Origin of the sequence: Bradyrhizobium barranii subsp. apii, from assembly GCF_011516635.5 — a bacterium.
Taxonomy (GTDB): domain Bacteria; phylum Pseudomonadota; class Alphaproteobacteria; order Rhizobiales; family Xanthobacteraceae; genus Bradyrhizobium; species Bradyrhizobium barranii.
The window spans coordinates 6244369-6267459 of the sequence record NZ_CP096255.1; the positions used below are offsets into that span (position 1 = coordinate 6244369).

At 63.9% G+C, this 23091-nt stretch carries 25 protein-coding genes and 1 pseudogene; 16 read left to right on the top strand and 10 right to left on the bottom strand.

Going from position 1 to position 23091, the window contains the following annotated elements:
• Positions 1-59 precede the first annotated feature (59 nt).
• From HAP41_RS29855 to HAP41_RS29870, 4 genes and pseudogenes are all read left to right on the top strand, one after another.
• Positions 60-1817: an MOSC and FAD-binding oxidoreductase domain-containing protein gene (locus HAP41_RS29855; RefSeq protein ID WP_166094181.1), complete on the top strand. Its 1758-nt coding sequence runs from the start codon at positions 60-62 to the stop codon at positions 1815-1817.
• Positions 1818-1869: 52 nt separating this feature from the next.
• Entirely contained in the window at positions 1870-2466 is a 597-nt protein-coding gene (locus HAP41_RS29860; protein ID WP_175618062.1) for a redoxin domain-containing protein, read from the top strand.
• Between the two features lie 51 nt (positions 2467-2517).
• Positions 2518-3998: pseudogene (pdxR, locus tag HAP41_RS29865) on the top strand (MocR-like pyridoxine biosynthesis transcription factor PdxR).
• Between the two features lie 74 nt (positions 3999-4072).
• Positions 4073-4702 carry an FMN-binding negative transcriptional regulator gene (locus tag HAP41_RS29870; RefSeq protein ID WP_166094167.1) on the top strand — a complete coding sequence of 210 codons (630 nt, stop codon included), beginning with the start codon at positions 4073-4075 and terminating at the stop codon, positions 4700-4702.
• A 52-nt stretch (positions 4703-4754) separates the two neighbouring features.
• On the opposite strand, the gene HAP41_RS29875 is transcribed toward HAP41_RS29870, so the two are convergent.
• Positions 4755-5240 (bottom strand): hypothetical protein, encoded by a 486-nt coding sequence (locus HAP41_RS29875; RefSeq protein WP_166094163.1) that lies wholly within the window; start codon positions 5238-5240, stop codon positions 4755-4757.
• Complete coding sequence (locus HAP41_RS29880; RefSeq protein ID WP_224581006.1) at positions 5237-5833, bottom strand: hypothetical protein; 597 nt, start codon at positions 5831-5833, stop codon at positions 5237-5239. The genes HAP41_RS29875 and HAP41_RS29880 overlap by 4 nt, the downstream gene beginning before the upstream one ends.
• A 203-nt stretch (positions 5834-6036) precedes the next feature.
• Between HAP41_RS29880 and HAP41_RS29885 the strand changes: the two genes are divergently transcribed.
• The 4 genes from HAP41_RS29885 (at position 6037) to HAP41_RS29900 (ending at position 9849) form a co-directional block, all read left to right on the top strand.
• Positions 6037-6867 (top strand): class II glutamine amidotransferase, encoded by an 831-nt coding sequence (locus HAP41_RS29885; RefSeq protein ID WP_166094159.1) that lies wholly within the window; start codon positions 6037-6039, stop codon positions 6865-6867.
• Positions 6868-6887: 20 nt separating this feature from the next.
• On the top strand, positions 6888-8114 hold the full coding sequence (locus HAP41_RS29890; RefSeq protein WP_166094156.1) for a carboxylate-amine ligase: 1227 nt from the start codon (positions 6888-6890) through the stop codon (positions 8112-8114).
• A gap of 26 nt (positions 8115-8140) precedes the next feature.
• Positions 8141-8362: a hypothetical protein gene (locus HAP41_RS29895; RefSeq protein ID WP_175618061.1), complete on the top strand. Its 222-nt coding sequence runs from the start codon at positions 8141-8143 to the stop codon at positions 8360-8362.
• A 347-nt stretch (positions 8363-8709) separates the two neighbouring features.
• Complete coding sequence (locus tag HAP41_RS29900) at positions 8710-9849, top strand: hypothetical protein (protein ID WP_166094149.1); 1140 nt, start codon at positions 8710-8712, stop codon at positions 9847-9849.
• Between the two features lie 59 nt (positions 9850-9908).
• Here the strand turns inward: HAP41_RS29900 and HAP41_RS29905 are convergent, their stop codons facing one another.
• The 5 genes from HAP41_RS29905 to HAP41_RS29925 form a co-directional block, all read right to left on the bottom strand.
• The gene (locus HAP41_RS29905; protein WP_166094146.1) at positions 9909-10529 is read right to left on the bottom strand and encodes a hypothetical protein; all 621 of its coding nucleotides are present in this window, start codon (positions 10527-10529) and stop codon (positions 9909-9911) included.
• Positions 10530-10557: 28 nt separating this feature from the next.
• Positions 10558-10893 carry a hypothetical protein gene (locus HAP41_RS29910; protein WP_166094141.1) on the bottom strand — a complete coding sequence of 112 codons (336 nt, stop codon included), beginning with the start codon at positions 10891-10893 and terminating at the stop codon, positions 10558-10560.
• An 85-nt stretch (positions 10894-10978) separates the two neighbouring features.
• Positions 10979-11215, bottom strand: coding sequence for a hypothetical protein (locus tag HAP41_RS29915; protein WP_166049614.1), 237 nt, complete (start codon positions 11213-11215; stop codon positions 10979-10981).
• Between the two features lie 74 nt (positions 11216-11289).
• Positions 11290-11493, bottom strand: a complete 204-nt coding sequence (locus tag HAP41_RS29920) for a hypothetical protein (protein WP_063984017.1) — start codon at positions 11491-11493, stop codon at positions 11290-11292.
• On the bottom strand, positions 11490-11969 hold the full coding sequence (locus HAP41_RS29925; RefSeq protein WP_166049556.1) for a hypothetical protein: 480 nt from the start codon (positions 11967-11969) through the stop codon (positions 11490-11492). Before HAP41_RS29925 ends, HAP41_RS29920 begins: the two co-directional genes overlap by 4 nt.
• Before the next feature lie 463 nt (positions 11970-12432).
• Between HAP41_RS29925 and HAP41_RS29930 the strand changes: the two genes are divergently transcribed.
• From HAP41_RS29930 to HAP41_RS29940, 3 genes are all read left to right on the top strand, one after another.
• Positions 12433-13440, top strand: coding sequence for an alpha/beta fold hydrolase (locus HAP41_RS29930; RefSeq protein WP_063984018.1), 1008 nt, complete (start codon positions 12433-12435; stop codon positions 13438-13440).
• Between the two features lie 108 nt (positions 13441-13548).
• Positions 13549-14844 (top strand): DUF892 family protein, encoded by a 1296-nt coding sequence (locus HAP41_RS29935; RefSeq protein WP_063984019.1) that lies wholly within the window; start codon positions 13549-13551, stop codon positions 14842-14844.
• 79 nt (positions 14845-14923) lie between these two features.
• Positions 14924-15073, top strand: a complete 150-nt coding sequence (locus HAP41_RS29940) for a hypothetical protein (RefSeq protein ID WP_155255931.1) — start codon at positions 14924-14926, stop codon at positions 15071-15073.
• Between the two features lie 39 nt (positions 15074-15112).
• Here the strand turns inward: HAP41_RS29940 and gor are convergent, their stop codons facing one another.
• From gor to rpiA, 3 genes are all read right to left on the bottom strand, one after another.
• Entirely contained in the window at positions 15113-16501 is a 1389-nt protein-coding gene (gor, locus tag HAP41_RS29945; protein WP_085404866.1) for a glutathione-disulfide reductase, read from the bottom strand.
• Positions 16502-16632: 131 nt separating this feature from the next.
• On the bottom strand, positions 16633-17181 hold the full coding sequence (locus HAP41_RS29950) for a DUF2059 domain-containing protein (RefSeq protein WP_071915171.1): 549 nt from the start codon (positions 17179-17181) through the stop codon (positions 16633-16635).
• 2 nt (positions 17182-17183) lie between these two features.
• Positions 17184-17909 (bottom strand): ribose-5-phosphate isomerase RpiA, encoded by a 726-nt coding sequence (gene rpiA, locus HAP41_RS29955; protein ID WP_176400469.1) that lies wholly within the window; start codon positions 17907-17909, stop codon positions 17184-17186.
• Between the two features lie 164 nt (positions 17910-18073).
• Here rpiA and HAP41_RS29960 point away from each other — a divergent pair, with 164 nt between their 5' ends.
• From HAP41_RS29960 to HAP41_RS29980, 5 genes are all read left to right on the top strand, one after another.
• The gene (locus tag HAP41_RS29960) at positions 18074-18748 is read left to right on the top strand and encodes an HAD family hydrolase (RefSeq protein WP_014496192.1); all 675 of its coding nucleotides are present in this window, start codon (positions 18074-18076) and stop codon (positions 18746-18748) included.
• A 153-nt stretch (positions 18749-18901) separates the two neighbouring features.
• Positions 18902-19405, top strand: coding sequence for a hypothetical protein (locus tag HAP41_RS29965; protein ID WP_135214417.1), 504 nt, complete (start codon positions 18902-18904; stop codon positions 19403-19405).
• Positions 19406-19536: 131 nt separating this feature from the next.
• Complete coding sequence (moaA, locus tag HAP41_RS29970) at positions 19537-20589, top strand: GTP 3',8-cyclase MoaA (protein WP_071915174.1); 1053 nt, start codon at positions 19537-19539, stop codon at positions 20587-20589.
• 300 nt (positions 20590-20889) lie between these two features.
• Positions 20890-21429 carry a TRAP transporter small permease subunit gene (locus HAP41_RS29975; protein ID WP_014496195.1) on the top strand — a complete coding sequence of 180 codons (540 nt, stop codon included), beginning with the start codon at positions 20890-20892 and terminating at the stop codon, positions 21427-21429.
• On the top strand, positions 21426-23027 hold the full coding sequence (locus HAP41_RS29980; protein WP_063984025.1) for a TRAP transporter large permease: 1602 nt from the start codon (positions 21426-21428) through the stop codon (positions 23025-23027). Before HAP41_RS29975 ends, HAP41_RS29980 begins: the two co-directional genes overlap by 4 nt.
• The last annotated feature ends 64 nt before the right edge of the window (positions 23028-23091 follow it).

A 23091-nucleotide genomic window follows, 5' to 3' on the forward strand; every position in this document is an offset into this window, starting at 1 on the left:
ATTGGCATTGCAGCGACCTGGAATCCGCCAGAGCCGCGGCCGTCACACCGGGGAACCCCATGGCCCGTCTGCTCTCCCTCAATGTCGGCCTGCCGCGCGACATCGCGTGGCAAGGCAAGACCGTTTATACCGGCGTCTGGAAGACGCCCGTCAGTGGTCCGCGCAGGGTGCGGCGGCTCAACATCGACGGCGATGGACAGGGCGATACCGCCGGTCATGGCGGCGAGCAGCGCGCCGTCTACGTCTACCAGCGGGAGTCCTATCAATATTGGCAGGAGCACCTTGGTCGATCGAACCTCGTCCAAGGTCAATTCGGCGAGAATTTTACCGTCGAGGGCCTGGCCGACAGGGACGTCTGCATCGGAGACCGTTACAGGATCGGCTCTGCCCTGCTCGAGGTGACGCAGCCACGCGTCACCTGCTACCGGCTGGGGATTCGCATGGAGGAGCCGGACATGGCCGCGCTGCTTGTCAGGCACGGCCGGCCCGGCTTCTATTTTCGTGTGATCGAGGAAGGCGACGTCGAGGCCGGCGACGAGATCACGCAGATCGCTGATGGCCCCGAACGCATGAGCGTGTCCGAGATCAATGCGCTGCTCTACCTGCCGCCCCACCCGCGCGACGGCCTGGAGCGCGCGCTGAAAATTCCGGCGCTGAGCGGCGGCTGGCGTCATTCCTTCGAGGCGCTGCTCGAGCAGCAGCGCAAGGATACGACGGCGGGAAACGCCGGGCTCGGCCCGGCGTCGAGCCCGCCTCCGGCCTGGCGCGGCTTCCGGCCGTTTCGCGTGGCGCGCAAGATCGCCGAAAGCGGCAACGTGACGTCGCTGATCCTCGAACCCACGGACGGACATCCCGTCGCCGCCGCCCTGCCCGGGCAATTCGTCGTCGTGCGGCTCGGCACCTCCACTGCACCGGCGATGACGCGCAGCTATTCGCTGTCGAGCCGTTCCGATGCCGCGTCCTGGCGCATCAGCATCAAGCGCGAAGCCCACGGCGCGGCAAGCCAATATGTCGCCGATGAGGTCAAGATTGGCGACGCCGTGCAGATCGGCGCGCCGCGCGGAAGTTTCACGCTACGGCAAGATGCGCGGCCCGTCGTCTTGCTGAGCGCCGGCATCGGCGTAACGCCGGTGCTTGCGATGCTGCACGCGCTCGCCGCGGAAGCATCGACGCGCGAAGTCTGGTGGCTGCACGGCGCCCGCAACGGTCGCGAACATGCGTTCGCCGCCGAGGTGCGTGGGCTGTTGACTGGGCTGGCCCACCATCACAGCCATGTCTGCTACAGCGCGCCCGATCCGGGCGATCGTCTCGATGTGGATTTCGACTCGATCGGACGTCTGGACCTCCGGGTGCTTCAAACCCTCGGCGTCCCCTCAGACGGCGATTTCTATCTGTGCGGGCCGGCACCGTTCATGACCGATCTCTCGCGCGGGCTTGCCGGACTCGGCATCGCAGCGGATCGCGTTCACACCGAGATGTTCGGCGCGGGACCATCCCTGACACCCGGCATAGCGTCCTCCCCGCAGAAGCGGGCGCACTTGCCGGCCGGCGCAACCGGCCCGGGCCCGATGGTCTCGTTCGCCCGCAGCGGCCTCAATGTCTGCTGGGGACCAGCATATGCCAGCCTGCTTGAGCTGGCCGAAGCCTGCGACGTTCCCGTGCGCTGGTCGTGCCGGACCGGCGTGTGCCACAACTGCGAGAGCGGGCTCGTGGCCGGATCCGTCAGCTACGCGCCGGACCCACTTGACGCACCGGCGGACGGCAATGTCCTGATCTGCTGTTCACGGCCCCAGGGCGACGTCGTGATCGATCTGTGAGTGTTGGCGCTCACGCCAGACATGCGAGAGTTCGAAGACATGGGAGAGTCCAATGCGACCTGACATGATGCCGGGAGTAACCTTCCCCGATTACGAGCTCAGCGACCACACCGGCAAGCACCGAAAGCTCTCCGAGCTGCAGGGTGGCGATCCGATGGTGCTCGTTCTCGGCCGCGGCGGCTTCTGTCCGAAGGACCGCCGCCAGGCCGAAGGCCTGCTGCAACTCCATCGCGAGATGGAGGTCGGCTACTGCCGGCTGGTCACGATCACCACCGACAACATCACCCAGACCAACGAATATCGCAGCGGCGTCGGGGCGCACTGGCCTTTCCTGTCGGATTCGCGGCGGATCGTTCAGAAGGACCTCGACATCGCCGAATACACCGATCCCGTCCACAATCCGATGATCCCGCATGTCGTCGTGCTGGAGCCCGGCCTGCGCGTTCACAAGATCTATAACGGCTACTGGTTCTTCGGACGCCCGACCGTCGAAGAGCTGCGCCAGGATCTCCGGGCCGTCAGCATGAATTGCCGTCCGGACTGGGACATCACCGCGCCCGGGCTGAAGGCCTTCTGGGATCAGGGCCACAAGGAGCATTTTTACCCCTACGGCAAGGCTTACGTCGAAACTCTCGGCGAACGGGATTAGAACCACATTCCGGCATCGTCCGTTCGGACGAATGCCGACCCAGGAATGTGGATGGTCCAGATGAAGACGACTCCCGGCGATCGTGCCGGCCGCATGGGTGCGCGCCAGATCTACGAAGCCCTGAGGGATCAAATTCTGACGCGGGTCTACGGCATCGACGGCCTGCTGCCGTCGTCGCGGACGCTTGCCGGCGAGATGGGCGTGGCGCGCTCGACCGTGACCGTCGCCTATGAACAGCTCGCCGCCGAAGGTTTCATCGAGACACGCCATGGCGCGCGGCCGCGCGTTGCCCGCGCCGTCGTCGAACGCGGACGCGCGCGCGCCGCATCGCGGCCCTCGGCGCGCAAGCCGCTTCTGTCGGCCTTCGGCGAGCGGCTGCGGTCGGACCCGCCGCGCTGGACCGAGCCGCCGCGCGGGCTCATCGCCAACTTCCGCTATGGCGAGCTCTCGCCGTCGGATTTCCCGGTGCTGGCATGGAAGAAGGCCGTGACGGCGGCGATGGTGCGCAAGCCCGAGCGGCTGGCCTATGACGACCCCTGCGGCGCGCTGCGGCTGCGGACCGCGCTTCAGGGCTATCTGTGGCGATCGCGAAGCGTCCGCTGCGAGGTCGATCAGATCGTTGTCGTGAACGGCTCGCACCAGGGGCTCGACATCTGCGCGCGCCTCCTGCTCGACGCCGGCGACCGCTTCGTGATGGAGGATCCCGGCTACCAGATTTGGCGCGGCACACGCTCGCGGCGACGGGCGCCGAGACGGTGCCGATCCCCGTTGACGCGGACGGACTTGAGACAGCGCGGCTCGACGGCATCGAGGCCCGGCTCGCCTATGTGACGCCGTCGCATCAATATCCGCTCGGCGGCGTCATGCCGATCGGACGCCGGCACCAATTGCTGGCCTGGGCACGCAAGCACGACGCCTACGTGATCGAGGACGATTACGACAGCGAGTATCGCTACGACACCAGGCCGATCCCGCCGCTGCACGCGCTGGAGGGCAACGACAACGTGATCTATCTCGGCACCGTCTCCAAGACGCTCTCCCCGACCTTGCGGATCGGCTACTTGGTCGTGCCCGCCGGGCTGCGATCCCCGTTCGCAGCCGCCAAGCAGATCATGGACCGGCACACGCCGCTGATCGAACAGCACGCTCTCGCTTCGATGCTCGAAAGCGGCGCCTATGACAGCCACGTCAGGCGCGTGCGCCGGCGCAACGCCGAGCGTCAGCAGGCACTGATCGGCGCGTTGCGCCGCCGGTTCGGAGATAGTGTCCGGATCGAGGGCACGGCGGCCGGCCTGCACGTGGTGGCGTGGCTCGACGATCTGCCGCAGAAGCGCGAAGATGCATTGATCCAGGCGGCTCGCGCGAAAGGCGTCGGCATCTATCCGGTCTCGGCGTTGCTGGTCGGCCCAAGCCGGACGCCAAGCCGGACGCGGAAGACCGTCGGTCTCGTCATGGGCTATTCGGCGCTGGAGATCGCGCAGATCGAGAGAGGCTGCAAGCTCCTCGCCCAGGCCGCCGTCGAACTGGACTGATGAAATCATACATAACTGGCCGTTTCGTATAGGCCAGATTCCGGCTATCTCCGCATCAAGAACGGAGACACGCCATGTACATCCCGCCCGCCTTCAACGACGACGACATCGAGAACATCCGCGCGACTATCCGCGGTGCGCGCCTCGCCAGCCTGGTGACGGCCACCGCCGAGGGCCCGGTCGCCACGCCCCTGCCGCTCTTCCTCGACGAGAGCGAAGGCGAGCACGGCGTGCTCTATGGGCATGTCGCGAAGGCCAACCCGCAATGGAAGCTGCCGCCGATCGGCGATGCGCTCGCCATCTTCAACGGCCCCGACGCCTATGTGACGCCGTCCTGGTATGCGACCAAGCAGGAGACCGGCAAGGTCGTGCCGACCTGGAATTACGTCGCGGTGCATGCCTACGGCCCGGTCGAATTCTTCCAGGAGCCGGAGCGCCTGCTCGACGCCGTGACGCGGCTGACGAACAGGCACGAGGGCGCACGCGCCAAGCCGTGGGCCGTCAGTGACGCCCCCGCCGATTTCATCGCCGCGCAATTGCGCGGGATCGTCGGTGTACGCATTCCCGTCGTGCGGTTCGAGGGCAAGCGCAAGATGAGCCAGAACCGGCCCGAGGCCGATCGGGTCGGCGTCGCGCAGGGTCTCGCCGCAAGCGAGGACGCGCATGATCGCGAAGCTGCCGCCCTGATCCCGCTTCCGGTCTGAGAGAGCGGGATTCTCGGTGCTGAGAGGCTTCACCGAGAGTCTCCGTGGACCATCAGCTTGCGCAGGAATGCGCGGTGACGCGCTCGCCCCTGACAACGGCTTCCGCCAGTTTGCGCCCGACGTCACCGAAATCCGATAGGGCAAGATAGCCTTGCGCGTAGGCTTCCTGCGTCAGGCGTTCGAAGCGCTTGTCGTCTCCGGTCGACCATTGCTTGGCGATGTAGTCTGCTCCGGCTTTCCCGAAAATCTTGGGGTAGTGTTCCATATCGTTCTGACGACGATAATAGTAGTAGTCGATATGGGCGGCGAATTGCTTCCGCCCCTCTCCCGCGCAACGCGATCCATAAGGGCGCTCGAACGCCAGAGCGGTCTCGCGGCGCAAGCCTGCGCGACCGTCCACGAAGATCTCTTCGTTGGAGCCATAACCCGGACCATCGACCGGTGCTGCTGGTTGCTGGGCTGTCTTCTGCGGAGCGAATGCCCAGGCGGCGACCTGCCAGATGACAAGCGCCCAGACGATGAACCAGGCGCGGCTCATTTGAAGCTCGCCGATGCCTGCTGCCGTGGCAGGCATACCGGAGACGGATCAAACAACATACCGGGCCCGGTGAACCAGAGAACGACGTCGCGGATATCCTCCGGGAAGTCTTCCTTGACGATGCCCTTTTGTTTGAACGCCTCGGCCAGCTGCGCCTTGACGCGAACGTCCAGCGGCGTGGAATACGCGGCGTTCGCCCGATCGCGCTTCTCTTCACTGCAGAACATGCCCATTCTCGGATTTGGGCAATCGTAGATCTTCACCCAGCCCCGCGCATAGGCCTCCGTAGCCGCCCTCAGGTTCGCCTTCATGGTGTCGTCGCACGGCGACATCGCGTAAGCGGTGCTTGCCTGCAATGCGTCCATCCGCAGTGCGTCTTGCTTCGGGTCCTTGTCGCTTTGCAGGGTGTGCTCAGCTTCCCAATCCTTCCGCTGCTTGGCCTTTGAATGCTCATCGCCGAACGAGGAACTGAGCGTGGGCCTCAATTCACCGACCAGCGAAACGTGCGACACCGGAAATCCGCGCATCGCCCAGGAGACGCCCACGAACGTGGAGACGAACGCCATGCAGGTGAAAAGAACAAATCGGCTCATGATGCGCACTCAAAATTCGCGCGCAACCTAACCGTGTCGGCGTTAAGAGATGGATTAATGCGCGGGTTCCCGCAATGCAGGGTAAATGAACGTCTAAAACACGCTGCAGAAATGATCCGGACTTTGCAGAACACATCGCCGGGGAACCCAACACAGGCGATCTTGTTGGTGAACCTTACGCCACATCCTGACAGGAAGGCCGCATGTGCCGCTGGATCGCATACCGGGGCGAGACCACCTCGTTCGAGCCTTACGTCACCGAGCCCGAGCATTCGCTGATCGCGCAGAGCATCCGCTCGCTGCAATCCACCGCGGGCTCGAACGGCGACGGCTTTGGTCTCGGCTGGTATGGCGAGCATCCGGAGCCCGGCCTTTACCGCGAGACACGTCCGGCCTGGTCGGACGAAAACCTGCGCTACCTCTGCCGCCATCTGCGCTCGCATCTGTTCTTCGCCCATGTGCGCGCCGCCACCGGCACGGCGGTGACGCGGCAGAATTGTCATCCGTTCGCCTGCGGCCAGTGGATGTTCATGCACAACGGCTTCGTCGGCAGCTGGAATCGCCTGCGGCGCAAGGTCGAGGCGCTGATCCCCGATGCCTACTACCCCTCGCGGCTGGGCACGACCGATTCGGAAGCCGTGTTCCTCGCCATGATGGGCGCGGGACTCGACAGCGATCCACTTGGCGCAACGCAAACCGTGCTGCAATCGCTCGTCGGCCTGGTCAACGAGGGCGAGCTTCGTGAGCGCCTGCGTTTCACCAGCGCGATCGCAAACGGCCGGGATCTCTATGCGTTTCGCGTCGCGGTCAACGATGCCGCCAACACGCTCTATTATCGCGAGGCCAGCGGCGGCCAGGTCGTCGTCGTGTCCGAGCCGTTCGACAAGGAAACGGACTGGACGGAAGTGCCGCCGAATCACGCGCTGGTCGCGCGCGCGTCCGAAAACGTGAAAATTGTTCCGTTCGACCTTGCAATTTCCAGTGGGTCAGACGCGGAACCGGCCCGTGTCAGGCGGATTATTGCCCGCAGGTAATACCACTGCCGGGTGGCCCTATGACATTTGCTTCGGATGTTTTGAAACTGCTGCGCCTCGATTCCTCCGATGACAAGCAGCACCTCGTCATCCGCTCTGCCGGCGGACGCGGCAAGGCGGCTGAATATTCCTTCGGCATCGAGGAGGAGTACTTCCTCGCCGATCGCCGCAGCCTCGAGGTCGCGATCGAAACGCCCAACGCCCTGTTCGAGTCGGTGAACTGGTCCACCGGCGGCCAGGCGATGCGGGAGATGCTGCAATCCCAGCTCGAGATCGCTACCAACGTTCACGTCGATGTCAATGACGCCCGGGAAGAGCTGCGGTTCCTCCGCCGCGAGGTCGCCAACGTCGCTGCGCAATACGGCTTCGTCATCATGGCCTGCGGCACGCATCCGACCGCGGTCTGGCGCATGTCGCAGCCGAGCCCGAAGCCGCGCTACGAGGAGATGATCGAGGATCTGCGCAGCATCGGCCACCGCAACATGATGTGCGGCATGCATGTGCACGTCCAGCTGCCCGATCCCGAGAAGCGGATGGCGGTGATGCGGGCGATGCTGCCGCATCTGCCGCTGTTCATCGCGCTGTCGGCCTCCTCCCCGTTCTGGAATTCCCACAAGACCGGGCTGAAGGGCTACCGGCTTGCCGCCTATTCCGAGCTGCCGCGCACCGGCTTGCCCGAACTGTTCGAAACCAGGCACGACTACGACGAATATGTCGGCGCGCTGCAACGCTCCGGCGTGATTCCCGACGAGAGCCATATCTGGTGGGCGATGCGGCCGTCCATGAGGCATCCGACCCTCGAGCTTCGCGCGCCCGACACCTGCACTTTCATCGACGACGCCGTTGCCATCGCCTCGCTCTATCGCTGCCTGACGCGCCATCTTTATCTGCGGCCGCATCGATCGAAGGAGGTCACGGTGGTCGAACGCGCGATTGCGGTCGAGAACAAATGGCGGGCGCAGCGCTACGGCACCGATTGCATCTTTGCCTCGAAGGACGGGCCGGTCACCATCTCGGAGCAGCTCGCCCGGATCATCGACGACGTCGCCGGGGACGCAGCCGCGCTGAACTGCGCCGCCGAGGTCGAGCACTGCCGGACCATCGTGGAGCGCGGCAGCTCGGCGGAATTCCAGCTTCGCGCCTATCGCGAGAATGCAGAGGACATCGGGGCGGTCTCGCGCTGGATCGCAGCCTCGACGATCTCGGGCGCGAGCGCTCCGATCGGAAGCGTTCGTGCGCCGTCATAGCGCCCGCGCAAGCTTGGCGAACGACAATGTCGCTCCTGAATTCGGTGATCGTGGAGGAACGCGTGAATCGCGTCACGTCTTGCGCTGGCTGCGGCCACGGACTTGTACCGCTGCTTTCGGCCAAGGGCCGCGCGGAGCTCAGCTGCCTCTGGTGCGAAGGCATCGACGCGCGAACGGTGGACATGGCGAAGTGGGCGGACAGCCCGATCGGCAAGCCCGAGCGGATCACCCGTCAGCCGTTCGAATGAGCGGTTTCACATGGCCAGCCGCCGGCCTTTGCTGATCGACGCGACCTGCGCGGCTGCACGCCTGCGCCGGGGCTTGCCGACAAATTAGACAAACCGCGCCCCCTCGCCGGGGTTGCGGGCTCCGCGATGAGGCCCAGGCAAGCTAGCCTAACGCGCCGTCTAACCTCAGGCGCAATCTCGATTTTTCATCGCGCCGCGCGGGGCCACCGGGCCCGCGTATCGCGCTGCATCTCGACTGGCCCAGAATTCGCAAGGCAGCGTCAGGCCTGATTCCCTGCTCCCACGAATTGGCGCAGCAAGATGCGTGCGCCCGGAGACCGGATGAGCGGTAAAGATCGGAGAGTGCCATGAACGTGCATGCCGCCGGCGATCTCAAATTTACCGGCCTCACCCATCCGAACGGCGCACCACTACGCCTCAACGCTCAGGATTTCGTGGCAATCGATCGCGACAGGAACGCCAGGTTCGAAGCGACGTACCGGCCGCAAGCCCTGTACAACCGTGCGAACGAAGGCTTCCACGCCAACAACGAAACCTTCCTCCTGCACGAAGTCGTGACGAACCTCCCGATCTACCGCCCGGACACCGGCCCCACCGATTTCCATCTTCATCTTCCACCGGGCGGCTTTCAGCTCGTGCTGGTCACCTCGGGCGCTTTCACCTTCGACTACGACGGGCGCTTCTACAATGTCGGCCCCGGCGCGGTGATGTTGCAAAGCGCGATCGTCCACCGCCAGCTGTTCTACACCTGGTCGGGACTGTCGACCGAAGAAAACCTGAAGACGCCGCAGACCGTGGTGCCCGACCCGATCTCGATGGGCTATTCCGGCAAATTCCTCGAAGCCTTCGTGACCGATCCGACGACCTTTCCGAACCCGACGATCGTCGGTCCGGACCAGATCAACGAGGCCGAGACGCCGCGCGTGGCCTGGAGCCACCCGCTGCACAACCGGCCGGCCGACGCGGGCTTCTGGCTTCAGGATCCCCTCGCGCTGGATGCGTTGTTCAAGCCGCTCACCGGCAGTCCGATCAAATCGGCCATGCCCGTGTACGTGCGCGATATCGGGATCGAAGTGCCGAGCGGCCATCTCGTCACCGGCCACATCATCGCAACCGACCCGCGTGGACATTCACTCCTGCCGAAGACCACATCGACGGCAGCAGACGCCAGCTGCTTCGCCAAAGGCGAGGTCGCAATCTACCGCGTCATTCGCGGCACGGCCGAATTCAAGAACAAGGCCGGTGAGGCGATCGAGCTTGCGGCTGGCGATGTGGTGACGGCGGGCAAGAGCTCGATCAGCCTCGTCGGCCTCGGCGAGAACACGCAAGTGCTCCGCCTCGGTCTTCTAAAGGGCATGAACGACCTTTGCAGCTGGACGCCGACCCAGCGCGACGAGATCGACGGCCTCGCCGGCCAGATCATCACGCAGAAGGACATCCGCCCCCTGCGCACCGAGGGCAAGCCGGTTGGATATCTGTACGCGTAGCCGCACGAAAAGACGGCCCGCCGAAGCGGGCCGTCGCGATCTCATTGGCGCAATGATCCTTAACGCACTGATCCACCGTAGAGCTGCCGCTCCTTGCGAACTTCGTCCGCACCGTAGGGCTTGCTGGCGGGATCGAACGACTTCCATCCGGTCTTCTGCCAGGCGGCGCTGCGGTCACGCAAATTGACCGACGACTCGTTCAGGACTGCGTCAAGGCGGGATCGATCGGCATCTGCGACCCGCGCCGACACCAGCGTGCCTCCCCGACGCACGCCCTCGGCGTAGGAGTCCGCATCTTCCCGCGAAATGCCGGCCTCAGTCATCGCTCCGACGACACCGCCGGTTGCGGCTCCGGCGGCCGCGCCGACCGCGGTTGCGGCGAGCCAACCGGCCGCAACGACGGGTCCGAGGCCGGGGATTGCGAGGAGGCCGAGACCGGCGAGAAGGCCGGCAGTGCCACCCACGCCCGCACCGATGCCGGCGCCCTTGCCGGCACCTTCGGCGCGATCGTCGACGCCATCGCGGTCACGGTCCACCTTCTTGTCGGTGTTGAACCAGCTGTCCGAATTATTGGCGACGATGCTGATGTCCGAATGCGGCACGCCGGCAGCTTCGAGACGCTGAACCGCCTGCTGCCCAGTGCTGTAGCTGTCGTAAAGACGAGAAATTGTAACGGTCATTGTGTGTCCTTCTTACTTGCTTATTGGCTTACTTGGCCGAATTGACGTTGCCTTGAAAGTCGACGCTGACCGCGGTGGCAGATCCACCCTTGCTGGCATGGCCGCGCCAAACACCGTTGTCGTCCTTCTTCAGTTCGGTGACGTTGGCGTAGCCGGCATCCTCGATCTTCGACTTGGCTTGTCCTTCGGTGAAACTTTTGCGACCTGCGACAGGAGCGTCGGAGTTGTTTTGCCCCGCGCTGTTGACCGCGCTGTTGTTCGGTCCGGACTGCGCCGGTGGATTTTGTGCCGAGGCCGGAGCAGCTGCGAAGGCGGTGGCCGCCGCGAATAAAGAAATGCAAACGATAAACGATGGGCGCTTCATGATGGTCTCCAGTGTCTAAGGAGTGATCCAAGCCCCCATCAGAGCTTTAGTTCCTACGTCTCGCGCCGTGACATCTCCTTCACGCTCAGGTTCTGAAGAATATCATCCACGTCATCACCATGAGGATGACTGCAAGTCCCACACTCACACCCAGCAGCATCAACACGCTGGGACCGAGCTCGCCTTGGCGCGCTTCGAGCGCAGTCTCAACGATGCGGCCGCTCTTGTCTCGATCCATGTCATCTGGTCCTTGCATTCCGGGGAAAGGTCGACCGTTTTCCTGCGTCAGACCCGGCAGTGCTGCCCACGCCAAATCGTCCATGGATCTCAATCGGACCCTTGGTGGTTCGTTACTATTGGCAAACGGTGAAAGCTCGGGCTCGAGATCTGCGCTGGCTATCCAGGCAAGCGGCGTCCCGGAGCGGTCAGACAGGAGTTGATATCGGCAGCCATCTTGTTCCGGTGTGCCTTGCTCAGCAGCGCATCCCGCTCTGGGCCGGGTTCAAGGTGCGAGGCCTCTTCACGCAGCCTCAGTGCATCGGCTGCGAGACGCTCGGCAAGTGAATCCGCCTGACGCACGCGGTTGCGCTTCTCATTCATGACGAACGCCCCTGCGTTGGCATCAGAATCAAATCAGCGCTTTGCGGCTGCGGTCGCGAGACCGGCGGCGTCGCACCATCGAGCCACTCCTGCGTCTCCGCGAGAGCGAGCCAGGCATCGCCCATGCTCCTGAACTGCTTGCGCGCCGCGTCGTTGGCAGCGGTGTCTTCCAGCGTCAGGCAGTGCCCGGCATTCTGCCGAAGATGCTCGGACTGGCTCAATTGGATATCAGTGCTGCTCGTGGCATCGGCAGAGGTCTGCCAGGAGTTCTTGCACACAGGGCACCGCCACTGATTGACGAAGTTCCCGGTGGGCAAGTAGGTCGCATGCAAGGGAGCCGCCACTATTCGCCCGCAGGCGGTACAGCCGTTGGGCCGTTGTGACGGGGATTGCTGTGTCTCGTCCTGAACCGCTTTCGCGCTCCAGCGGCGATCGAACTTGCGGCAGAGATGCAGGGGATAGGAGATAACGTTCAATGCGCGCCTCCGGTTGTGGCGGGAGCGCGGCAGCGTCTCTCTGTCACCGGCGCCTGTCATGTCTGTGCGGGTGATATCCTGGATATGGTGTCGCAAATGACATTCACCAGTGCGCGGCCCCGAGGAACCACGCCTTTACCTCCGATCTACGGCATTTTCCGACTGCTGGCTGCATCGATTGGATTAGGAACATCTCTCCGTCCCTCCTGTTGCGTCTGCACGACATGATCCGTGAATGCGCATGCCGGGAGGTCCGGACCAGCACTGTTCCGGGTCCCAAGAAGGCGAAATCGATCCCTGCTCGATGGTGCTGATCCGGTCTCCGAATCGCACCCGCGACGCACGGAAATCTCCTCCAGCAAGAATCCGGCGCCATCGCGGTCGTGATGCGACCAAGGGCGTCAATGCGGAAGCGTCCCTTCCCCACTCTCCAACAGCTGGCCGCAGTCAGCGAAAGTGTCACATGCGCATACTGAAAAAACGTTCGCCATCTTTGGCGGCCACGGCCCTTCATGCTCTCGCAGAACATCCCTTGGCCTCCACGATTGCCGCGACGGCCGGCCTGCTCGCAGCGGCCGCGTTCGTCAATCGGCGCCTTGCCGACAAGGCGCAGCGTGATAATCCGCCCCAAGGGCGGTTCATCGACATCGACGGTGTTCGGCTGCACTATGTCGAGCGCGGGTCCGGACGCCCGCTGGTTCTGCTCCATGGCAATGGCAGCATGATCCAGGATTTCGAGTCGAGTGGCCTGATCGATCTTGCAGCCAAGGACTATCGGGTCATCGTGTTCGACCGTCCCGGCTTCGGGCACAGTCTGAGGCCGCGCAACGTGGTGTGGACGCCGGCCGCCCAAGCCGACCTTTTCAAAGACGCGCTTGCGCACCTTGGCGTCGACAAGGCGATCGTGCTCGGACATTCCTGGGGCGCATCGGTTGCGATCGCCCTGGCAAGCAGGCACCCCTCATTGGTCGAAGCCTTGATACTGGCGTCGGGCTATTATTTCCCGACGGCCCGCACCGACGCGATGATGGCGATGGCCGGGCCGGCGATACCAGGGTTTGGCGACATCCTCAGTCACACGATCTCGCCGATCCTCAGCCGCCTGATGTGGCCGACGATGCTGCGGCAGCTGTTCGGGCCCAAATCCGTCCCGGAAAAATTCGACGGCTTCCCCAAATCACTGGCGGTGCGTCCGTCGCAGCTTCGTGCGGGTGCCGCGGAAGCGGCGTTGATGGTCCCTTCTGCGATGCTGTCGGCGAAGACTTACGGCGAATTGGCCATGCCGGTCACCATCCTGGCCGGCGAGGACGACCGCCTCATCGACATCGACGAACAGTCCGGCAGGCTGCATGACGAGATCAAGCACAGCAAGATGCGTCGCGTCCCGAATGCGGGTCACATGATCCAGCAATCGGATACGGCTGACCTGATGGCCGCTGTCGACGAAGCCGCGGCGGAAACGCTGCATTGAGCCACCTGATTCTCCCGAGAAGCATCTGGTCGCGGCACGATCCGAATTAGGAACGTCCAACACAGCGCTCAGTTGGCCCCGGTATCTCCTGTAGTCAAAGGTCTTTCCATGTATCATCACGTCAAAAAGCTCATGTTCACAGTCCGGGTCGACGAGCCCGATCCCCGGTTCGGCAATATGCTGCTGGAGCAATTCGGTGGCGCCAACGGCGAGCTTGCGGCCGCCATGCAGTATTCCATTCAGGGTCTCAACTGCGAGGATCCCGACCGTAAGGATCTCCTCATGGATATTGGAACCGAGGAGTTGAGCCACCTTGAGGTCGTCGGATCGCTCGCGCGGCTGCACTTGAAACCCATGAAGTTCGATCGCGAAGCGGCGGAAGCCGATCCCTTGATCGCGATTGCCGGAGGCGGCGGTGTCAATCTGTTCAACTCGCAAGGCAGTGCCTGGACGGCGGACTATCTCAAGATCACCGGAGAACTCGACGTCGATCTGCGCAGCAACATCGCCGCAGAAGCTCGGGCCAAGATCGTCTATGAGCGCCTGATCAATTTCTGTGATGACGCCGGCACCAAGGACGCCTTGCAATTCCTGATGACACGGGAAATCACCCACATGAAGGCGTTCTCACGCGCGCTGGAAAGCATGAACAAGCCCACGTTCAGCATCGGCCGCATCGCTCCGACGCCCGGTCTCGTGGACCAGTTCTTCAACGATTCGACAGGGTCCGGCGACAATGGAGAAATCGACACAAGAGGTCCCTGGAATGAAGGCGAGGACTGGGTGTTCATGGAATCACCGGCACTCCAGAGCGGCGATCCCGGCGCAGCGCCTTCCATCGTTGCCGAAAGCTCGCCATCGGAACCGTCCGTTGGCCTTGACGACCTGCTGATCGATCAGCTGCGGGATCTCCTGCACGCGGAGAAGCAGTTGACCAAGGCATTGCCTCAGATGATCGAGGCTGCCCGCTACGACCAGCTCTCCGAGCTGTTCACCGTTCACCTGGCCGAAACCGAAGCGCAGATCGAGCGTCTCGACGAGTGCTTCGAACTTCTTGGGAAGAAGCCGCGCGCCAAGGCTTGCAAGGGCATGCAGGGGCTTGTCGAGGAAGGCGACGAAGTGATCAAGGAGGGCGCCAGGAAGGACGATGCCGCTGCGGATCTCGCGTTGATCGGTGCGGCACAGCGTGTCGAGCACTACGAGATTGCCGGCTACGCGACCGCCCGCAACCTGGCGCAGCAGTTGCGTCACACCGCCGTCGTCGCGCTGCTTTCCAAGAATCTGGCGGAGGAAGAGAACGCGGACCAGTTGCTCAATCAGGTCGCACGTTCGTTGATGTCGGTTGCGAAGATGCCCGCCGCCATCGAGCAGACCTTCGCCGAGGATGAGCCCGCCGGAGGCTAGCCGGCCTTGAACCATTGACCACAAGGCAAGGCGGCCCCTGCACGGGCCGCTGCGCCACCACAGCCGGAAAGGATCTAGCATGCGCCCGAAGATCAAAGAACATACCTGCCCGCTGTGCAACGGAACCGGCTTTCCCAAGTCCAAGGAGCCAGCGCACCCGGGCCGCAAGATCTATCCGGTCAAATGCGAGTCCTGCCAGGGCAAGGGCAAGATATCGGAGATGACGTGACGTGATCTCAGTGCTTTGAGGTCGCGCTGAAGGCCGCTCCTACTCCGCCGCCTGACGCACATGCCGCGCCGTCGGCGTGCGCATTGTGACGAGCTCTTCGGCCGCGGTCGGATGCAGCGCGATCGTCGCGTCGAAGTCGGCCTTGGTCGCCTTCATCTTCACCGCGATCGCGACCACTTGGGTGACCTCGGCGGCGCAATCGCCGACGATGTGGCAGCCGAGCACGCGGTCGGTCGAACCATCGACGACGAGCTTCATCAGCACGCGGGTGTCGCGACCGGACATGGTCGCCTTGATCGGCCGGAACGTCGTCTTGTAGATGTCGACGTGGCTGAATTGCGCACGCGCCTCGGTCTCCGTCAGACCGACCGTGCCGACCTCCGGCTGCGAGAACACCGCGGTCGGGATGTAGGAATGATCGACCTGCACCTCGCGCTTGCCGAACACGGTGTCGGCAAACGCATGCCCCTCGCGAATCGCAACCGGCGTCAGATTGTGCCGGTGGGTGACGTCGCCGATGGCATAGATGCTGTCGACCGAGCTCTTCGAGAAATGGTCCACCGCGATGCCGCCATTCTCGGGGTTGATGGCGACGCCGGCCTTCTCCAGGCCGAGATTGGCGACCGACGGATGGCGGCCGATCGCGAACATCACCTGGTCAGAGGCAAGGCTCGAGCCGTTCGACAGATGCGTGGTGAATTCCTCGCCGTGCCGATCGACCTTCGCCACCGTGCAGCCGGTGAGAATGGTGATGCCCTGCTTCTCCATCTCGCTCCGGACGTGGGCGCGAACGTCCTCGTCGAAACCGCGCAGGATGTTGTCGCCGCGATAGATCACGGTGACGTCGGAGCCGTAGCCGGCGAAGATGCCGGCGAATTCCAGCGCGATGTAGCCGCCGCCCTGGATCACGATCCGCCTCGGCAGCTTCTTGAGGTGAAACGCCTCGTTGGAGGAAATCACGTGCTCGATGCCAGGGATCGAGGCGCCATGGTTGGGCGCGCCGCCGGTGGCGATCAGGATGTATTTTGCGGTGATCTTCCGGTCGTTCTCGAGCAGGCGGACGGTGTGCTTGTCCTCGATCACCGCGCGACTCTTGACGACCTGCGCGCCCGACTTCTCGACATTCGTCGTGTAGGCCGCTTCCAGCCGCGCGATCTCCTTGTCCTTGTTGGCGATCAGCGTCGGCCAGTCGAAGGTCGCGGGCGGAACGGTCCAGCCGAAACCGGCGGCATCTTCCAGCTCGTGACGGACATGCGATCCGATCACGAACAGCTTCTTCGGCACGCAGCCGCGGATCACGCAGGTCCCGCCCATGCGGTACTCTTCCGCGATCATCACGCGCGCACCGTGACCGGCCGCGATGCGGGCGGCACGCACGCCGCCCGAGCCGCCACCGATGACAAAGAGGTCGACGTCGAATTCAGCCATTGTCCACTCCGACCTCTTCTTTCAGCGCATGATCCGGAGAAGTGTGCAGCGGTTCTCCGATAGGATCATGCGCAAATAACAGCCTAAAGCGCGATAACGCGCTTCAGGGGTTTCTGATCAGATAGGTACTGTCAGATTTCCTTGCCACGCTTGCGCATCTCGGCACGGAAGGCACCCATCACGGTCTCGGAGAAGTTCTGGGCCCAGGAGTTCATGAAGGCCATGCTGAGGCCGATGGCGCGCGGCTCGGCGTCGATCAGCTTCTTGCCCAGCGGCGACTTGTAGAAGGTGACGAGGTCCTTCAGTTCCTGCTCGGTGAACTCGCTGGCATAGATCTGCGCCATGCCTTCGCCGATCTCGTTCTGGCGGCCGTTGAGCTGCTGGGCCACGATCGGCGCGACCTCGCTGAGCTCCTTCTGGTAGTTGAGATTCTGCTGGATTAGCGTGATCTTGGTCTTCTCGACCATGCCAGGCACGGCGCCCTGATACATCGCGGTGGCGTTCTTGATCTGCAGGATCTCCTTGGCCGCCGCGATCGCCGCAGGCGAGGCTTTCGGCGGGGCCGGCGCGGGAGCAGCCTTCTGGGCCGGCGCGGCCTGCTGCGCTATCGCCGGAACCGCCGAGACGGCCAGTCCAGCAGCAAGCGTCGCGGCGGGCAAGAATCTCAATACGCTCTTCATTCCTAGTCTCCTTTCGGCTTACGCCGTTCAATCACGCGAATTCCCTCGCCGCCCGCCAAAACGGCCGAGCTGGCCAAGCCGATAAACAAGCCATGCTCGACCACGCCGGGGATCGAGCTCAACGCCTTGGCGAGGCCAGGCGGATCCACGATGCGTCCGAGCTGAGCATCGAGAATCCAGTGGCCGCCATCGGTGACGAAAACGTGGCCATCCTTGTCGCCGCCTTTGGCTTTGCGGACCGCCATTTGCCCGGAAACGCCGCATTCGGCAAATGCCTTCTCGATCGCGCGGCGCGTCGCGCCGAGCCCGAACGGGATGACCTCGATCGGCAGCGGAAAGCGGCCGAGCGTCGGCACCCATTTGCTGTCGTCGGCAATCACGATCATGCGATCCGAGGCGGCCGCCACGATCTTCTCGCGCAGCAGCGCGCCGCCGCCGCCCTTGATCAGGTTGAAGTCGGGATCGATCTCGTCGGCGCCGTCGACGGTGAGGTCGAGATGATCGATCTCGTCCAGCGTCGTCAGCTTCACACCGCAGCGCTCGGCATCGAGGCGCGTCGCCTCCGAGGTCGGTACGCCGATCACCTTGAGCCCGGCCTGCACGCGCTCGCCGAGCAGCTCGACGAAATGTTTGGCGGTCGAGCCGGTGCCGAGCCCGAGCTGCATGCCGTCACGCACCTCCTCGAGGGCGCGCGCCGCAGCCTGCCGCTTCAACTGGTCCATGCTCACGATGCGCCCGCCCCTGAATTTTAGAGTGTGCCGCCGATAGGTTGCCTGCGGCGGCCTATGTAGCCTCGTTTTTCCCGCCGGAACAGGCCTCCGGGCCGATCTTATAAGGTGAACTTATGGCTTCGGCCCTTGCGCCGATCCGGCCAGCCCGATAGCGCTGGACCATGACCTCCCCTTACACCCTCGTCTTCGATCTCGACGGCACGCTTGTGGATACGGCGCCCGACCTGATCACCGCGCTGAATTTCGTGCTCGACCGCGAAGGGCTGCCGCCCGTGCCGATGGCCTCGGCCCGCAACATGATCGGCGCGGGCGCCCGCAAGCTGATCGAACGGGGGCTGGAGGCCGAAGGCCGCACCGTCACGCCGGCTGACATGGACCGGATGACGGCGGATTTCATCGCCTATTATGCCGACCATATCGCGGTCGAATCCCGTCCGTTCGAGGGGCTCGAGGCCGCACTCGACCAGTTTGCGGCCCAGGGCCACCGGCTGGCGGTCTGCACCAACAAGCTGGAATGGCTGTCGAAGCGGCTTTTGGACCAGCTCGACCTCACCCGCCGCTTTGCCGCGATCTGCGGCGCGGACACCTTTGGCGTCCAGAAGCCCGATCCGACCATTTTCCGCGAGACCGTGGCGCGCGCCGGCGGGGCGGTCAAAGCCAGCATCATGGTCGGCGATGCCGGAACCGACGTCGGCGTGGCCCGGCGCGCCGGGGTGCCCGTGATCGGGGTCAGCTTCGGCTATACGGACGTGCCGATCGCGGAGCTGAAGCCGGACCGACTGATCCATCACATGCGCGACCTGCCGGCCGCGGCCCACAGCCTGATGACTGCCTAGGAACCACAAGCCTCTGAGATAACTGGCATATTCTACGGAACCCTGCGTTAACCATCTATTAACTATGCGCAGCGCGCCGGTTGCTTGCTTGGAACGACGCTCGTAGGTTCGCCCGGGGATGTGGCGGTTCGTCGCAGTTAGAAGTGGGTGGTCATGCGTCGTGTCATCGCGATTGCGCTAGCGGGAGCGAGCCTTGGTGGCTGCTCCTCGATGTCTTGGGACATGTTCAAATCGGCGCCGCCGACCGTCCAGGTCCGGCTCGAATCCAATCCTCCAGGGGCCGACGCCACGACCTCGCTGGGTGCGGGTTGCAAGACCCCCTGCTCCGTCTCGGTTCCCGCCCCCGACGCGCCGTTCACCGTCGCTTTCGCGCTGCCGAAATATCAGCCGGCCAGCGTGCCGGTGAACGTGATCAAGAATCCCGGGGATTTCACCACGCCCGCCTCGGTCACCACCGACCCGAATCCGGTGTTCGCGGAACTCCAGCCGGCAGTGCCGCCCAAGCCTGTGAAGAAGCCGCACCGGCCGAAGAAGCCGAAGCCGGCCGCAGCCGCCGCGGCGCCTGCGGATGCCGCACCCGCTGCGGCCCCTGCGGATGCTGCACCTGCTGCGGTGGCGGCCTCGCCGTTTCCCGATCCGAACGCAGGAAAGCGCTGATCCAGGCGCTGATTACGTATACCACCCGATTGTCCTAACCGCGTCCGATGCTTAGATTGCTTCCAGAGCACCACTGAAGCAAAGGTGCGCCCGTCGCCGTAAGTGACAAGGCATTTGGCAAGGCATCTGGTATGAACGGACCTTCCGCGAGCCCTCTCGCAGCAGCGAGCCCCCGCGACGCGCTGTCGAGCGCGATGACCGATCCGTTCGGGCGGACCATCTCGTATTTGCGCGTATCCGTCACCGACCGCTGCGATCTGCGCTGCTTCTATTGCATGTCGGAGGACATGACGTTCCTGCCCAAGGCGGACCTGCTGACGCTGGAGGAGCTCGACCGGCTCTGCACGGCCTTCATCGCCAAGGGCGTGAAGAAGCTGCGGCTCACCGGCGGCGAGCCGCTGGTCCGCCGTAACGTGATGACGCTGGTGCGCTCGCTGTCCCGCCACCTTTCGAGCGGTGCCCTGAGCGAGCTGACCCTGACCACCAACGGCACCCAGCTTGCGAAACACGCCCGGGAGCTCGCCGATTGCGGCGTCCGCCGCATCAACGTCTCGCTAGACACGCTCGATCCCAAGAAGTTTCGCGAGATCACCCGCTGGGGCGAGATCGACAAGGTGCTGGAGGGCATCGAAGCCGCGCGCGCTGCGGGGCTTGGCGTGAAGATCAACGCGGTGGCGCTGAAGAACCTCAACGAGGACGAGCTTCCCGACCTGATGCGCTGGGCCCACGGCAAGGGCATGGGCCTGACGCTGATCGAGGTCATGCCGATGGGCGAGATCGGCTCGGGTCGTATCGACCAGTACCTGCCGCTGTCGCTGGTGCGCGCGCGGCTCGCCCAGCAGTTCACGTTGACCGATCTGGCCGAGAGCACCGGCGGGCCGGCGCGCTATGTCAGCATTGCCGAGACCGGCGGCAAGCTCGGCTTCATCACGCCGATGACCCATAATTTCTGCGAATCCTGCAACCGGGTGCGCATCACCTGCACGGGCACGCTGCACACCTGCCTCGGCCACGAGGATGCTTCAGATTTGCGCAAACCCCTGCGTGCATCTGACGACGACATGCTGCTTGCGGATGCGATCGACCGCGCCATCGGGCTGAAGCCCAAGGGCCACGATTTCATCATCGACCGCCGCCACGACCGCCCCAGCGTCTCCAGGCACATGAGCGTCACGGGCGGCTGAGGGATTCGCGCCTTCCCCGCCATAAGCTTTTGACTCGGCGTCAATTTGCCCATTTTCCGATTGACGGCGCACAAGCCCGCTGGTTTGGTGCAGCCGCCTTTGCTTGCCCGGCAGCAATAAGCCGGCCGCGCCCCTTTGGCGGTCGCGGTCAAGACGGCAAGGCACGAGGGGAGGACTGACGCCGCAATCGCTCCGGAATATTGTCCGTGCGGTCGCGTGCTTTTCGCACGCTGGCTAGGCGATGCGTGCTGAAGCCTCCCGTAAAGTGTTGGGCCGCGACGGCGACGGAGAGAAAGTAAGATGCGTCCATTGCTGGCGGTGAGCAACGCCATCGACGCCCTCAATGAAAAGATTGGGTACGTCTGTAACATCCTGGTGCTGCTGGCGTGCCTGGTCAGCGCGGCCAATGCCATGATCCGCTATGCCTTCAGCAACTCCTCGAACGGCTGGCTGGAGCTGCAATGGTACATGTTCGCCATCCTGGTGATGTTCGGCGCGTCCTACACCTTCAAGCGCAACGAGCATGTCCGCGTCGAGATCTTCTACCTCACGCTCTCAGAACGCGGCCAGCTCTGGCTCGACATGATCGGCACGCTCTGCTTCCTGATCCCATCCTGCCTCCTGCTCGCCTATCTGTCCTGGCCGTTCTTCATGCAGGCCTATAACGTCGGCGAGATGTCGGGCAATGCAGGCGGCCTGATCCGCTGGCCCATCAAGTTCGTGATCCCCGCCGGCTTCGTGTTGCTGGCGCTCCAGGGTGTTTCGGAAGTCATCAAGCGTATCGCGGCTCTCCAGGGCTATGTGACGATCGACGCCAAGTACGAGAGGCCGACCCAATGATTACGCTGGAAATGATGCCGCCGCTGATGTTCGGCGGCCTGGTTCTGGCGATGCTGATCGGCTTCCCCGTCGCGTTCACGCTCGCGGCGGTCGGCCTCTCCTTCGGCTTCCTCGCCATCCATCTCGGATTCTTCGACCTCAACTTCCTCCAGGCGATTCCCGGCCGCGTGTTCGGCAGCGTGCTTTCCAACGAGCTGCTGCTCGCGATCCCGTTCTTCACCTTCATGGGCGCCATATTAGAGAGATGTGGACTGGCCGAAGATATGCTGGACTCGATGGGCCAGCTGTTCGGCCCGGTCCGCGGCGGCCTCGGCTATTCCGTCATCATCGTCGGTTTCATCCTCGGCGCCATCACCGGCACGGTGGCGGCGCAGGTCATCGCCATGGCGCTGATCTCGATGCCGGTGATGATCCGCTACGGCTACAACATGCGCTATATCACCGGCGTGCTCGCGGCCTCCGGCACGATCACGCAGCTGGTGCCGCCCTCGCTGGTGCTGATCGTGCTCGCCGACCAGCTCGGCAAGTCGGTCGGCGACATGTATCTCGGCGCCTGGGGCCCGTCGGTGTTCCAGATCATGCTGTTCGCCGGCTACACCTTCATCCTCGGCCTGATCAAGCCGAGCCACGTGCCGCCGGTGCCGAAGGAAGCGCGCACGCTGACCGGCTGGGCGCTGTGGAAGAAGTGCCTGATGGGCATCATCCCCTCGGCCGTGCTGATCTTCGTCGTGCTCGGCACCATGATGATGGGTCTTGCGACCCCGACGGAAGCCGGCGCGATGGGCGCGGTCGGCGCCATCGTGCTCGCCGCGATCCATCACAAGGACTTCACCTCGAAGGACCGCATGATCCTGATCGGCGGCGTGATCGCCGCCGGCGTCGGCACCATCGTCGCGATGCTGTTCACCGAGAACCTGGTCTTCAGGCTCTCGTTCGCCGTCACCTATCTCGCCGTGGCCTGGATCTGCATCCAGGCGGCACGCATCCCCGAGCTGCGCGACCTCATCAAGCAGGGCTACGAGTCCACCATGCGCCTCACCTGCATGGTCACCTTCATCCTGATCGGCTCGACCTGCTTCTCGGTGGTGTTCCTCGGCGTCTCCGGCGGCGTCTGGCTCGAGCATCTGCTGACCTCGCTGCCCGGCGGCGTGTGGGGCTTCCTGATCTTCATCAACCTCTTCATCTTCTTCCTGGCGTTCTTCCTCGACTTCTTCGAGATCGCCTTCATCATCCTGCCGATGATCGCGCCGATCGCGCAGAAGGTCCTTGCGCCGGTGGTGGGACCGGACGCGGCGCTGATCTGGTTCGGCGTGATGCTGTGCGTGAACATGCAGACCTCGTTCCTGCATCCCCCGTTCGGCTTCGCGCTGTTCTATCTGCGCGGCGTGGCGCCGAAGGAAGTGAAGAGCTCCGACATCTATTGGGGCGCAATCCCCTGGATCGGCCTGCAGCTGATCATGGTGCTGCTCGTGATCATCTTCCCGATCACGGTGACGGGCCTGCTCGACAAGCCGCTCAACGTCGACCTCGACAAGGTCAAGATCGAAGTGCCGCAGATCGACCTGCCGCCGCTGGATCTCGGACCGCCGCAGAAGTAGCGGCCATAACCATCGCCGTCATGTTCCGCCTCGGCGGTTCATGACGCGCGCGCCCGCGCGCGTG

Coding starts and splice junctions, on each gene's coding strand:
- HAP41_RS29855 (WP_166094181.1), top strand. CDS start 60: ATGGCCCGTCTGCTCTCCCTCAATGTCGGCCTGCCGCGCGACATCGCG.
- HAP41_RS29860 (WP_175618062.1), top strand. CDS start 1,870: ATGCGACCTGACATGATGCCGGGAGTAACCTTCCCCGATTACGAGCTC.
- HAP41_RS29870 (WP_166094167.1), top strand. CDS start 4,073: ATGTACATCCCGCCCGCCTTCAACGACGACGACATCGAGAACATCCGC.
- HAP41_RS29875 (WP_166094163.1), bottom strand. CDS start 5,240: ATGAGCCGCGCCTGGTTCATCGTCTGGGCGCTTGTCATCTGGCAGGTC.
- HAP41_RS29880 (WP_224581006.1), bottom strand. CDS start 5,833: ATGAGCCGATTTGTTCTTTTCACCTGCATGGCGTTCGTCTCCACGTTC.
- HAP41_RS29885 (WP_166094159.1), top strand. CDS start 6,037: ATGTGCCGCTGGATCGCATACCGGGGCGAGACCACCTCGTTCGAGCCT.
- HAP41_RS29890 (WP_166094156.1), top strand. CDS start 6,888: ATGACATTTGCTTCGGATGTTTTGAAACTGCTGCGCCTCGATTCCTCC.
- HAP41_RS29895 (WP_175618061.1), top strand. CDS start 8,141: ATGTCGCTCCTGAATTCGGTGATCGTGGAGGAACGCGTGAATCGCGTC.
- HAP41_RS29900 (WP_166094149.1), top strand. CDS start 8,710: ATGAACGTGCATGCCGCCGGCGATCTCAAATTTACCGGCCTCACCCAT.
- HAP41_RS29905 (WP_166094146.1), bottom strand. CDS start 10,529: ATGACCGTTACAATTTCTCGTCTTTACGACAGCTACAGCACTGGGCAG.
- HAP41_RS29910 (WP_166094141.1), bottom strand. CDS start 10,893: ATGAAGCGCCCATCGTTTATCGTTTGCATTTCTTTATTCGCGGCGGCC.
- HAP41_RS29915 (WP_166049614.1), bottom strand. CDS start 11,215: ATGGACGATTTGGCGTGGGCAGCACTGCCGGGTCTGACGCAGGAAAAC.
- HAP41_RS29920 (WP_063984017.1), bottom strand. CDS start 11,493: ATGAATGAGAAGCGCAACCGCGTGCGTCAGGCGGATTCACTTGCCGAG.
- HAP41_RS29930 (WP_063984018.1), top strand. CDS start 12,433: ATGCGCATACTGAAAAAACGTTCGCCATCTTTGGCGGCCACGGCCCTT.
- HAP41_RS29935 (WP_063984019.1), top strand. CDS start 13,549: ATGTATCATCACGTCAAAAAGCTCATGTTCACAGTCCGGGTCGACGAG.
- HAP41_RS29940 (WP_155255931.1), top strand. CDS start 14,924: ATGCGCCCGAAGATCAAAGAACATACCTGCCCGCTGTGCAACGGAACC.
- gor (WP_085404866.1), bottom strand. CDS start 16,501: ATGGCTGAATTCGACGTCGACCTCTTTGTCATCGGTGGCGGCTCGGGC.
- HAP41_RS29950 (WP_071915171.1), bottom strand. CDS start 17,181: ATGAAGAGCGTATTGAGATTCTTGCCCGCCGCGACGCTTGCTGCTGGA.
- HAP41_RS29960 (WP_014496192.1), top strand. CDS start 18,074: ATGACCTCCCCTTACACCCTCGTCTTCGATCTCGACGGCACGCTTGTG.
- HAP41_RS29965 (WP_135214417.1), top strand. CDS start 18,902: ATGCGTCGTGTCATCGCGATTGCGCTAGCGGGAGCGAGCCTTGGTGGC.
- moaA (WP_071915174.1), top strand. CDS start 19,537: ATGAACGGACCTTCCGCGAGCCCTCTCGCAGCAGCGAGCCCCCGCGAC.
- HAP41_RS29975 (WP_014496195.1), top strand. CDS start 20,890: ATGCGTCCATTGCTGGCGGTGAGCAACGCCATCGACGCCCTCAATGAA.
- HAP41_RS29980 (WP_063984025.1), top strand. CDS start 21,426: ATGATTACGCTGGAAATGATGCCGCCGCTGATGTTCGGCGGCCTGGTT.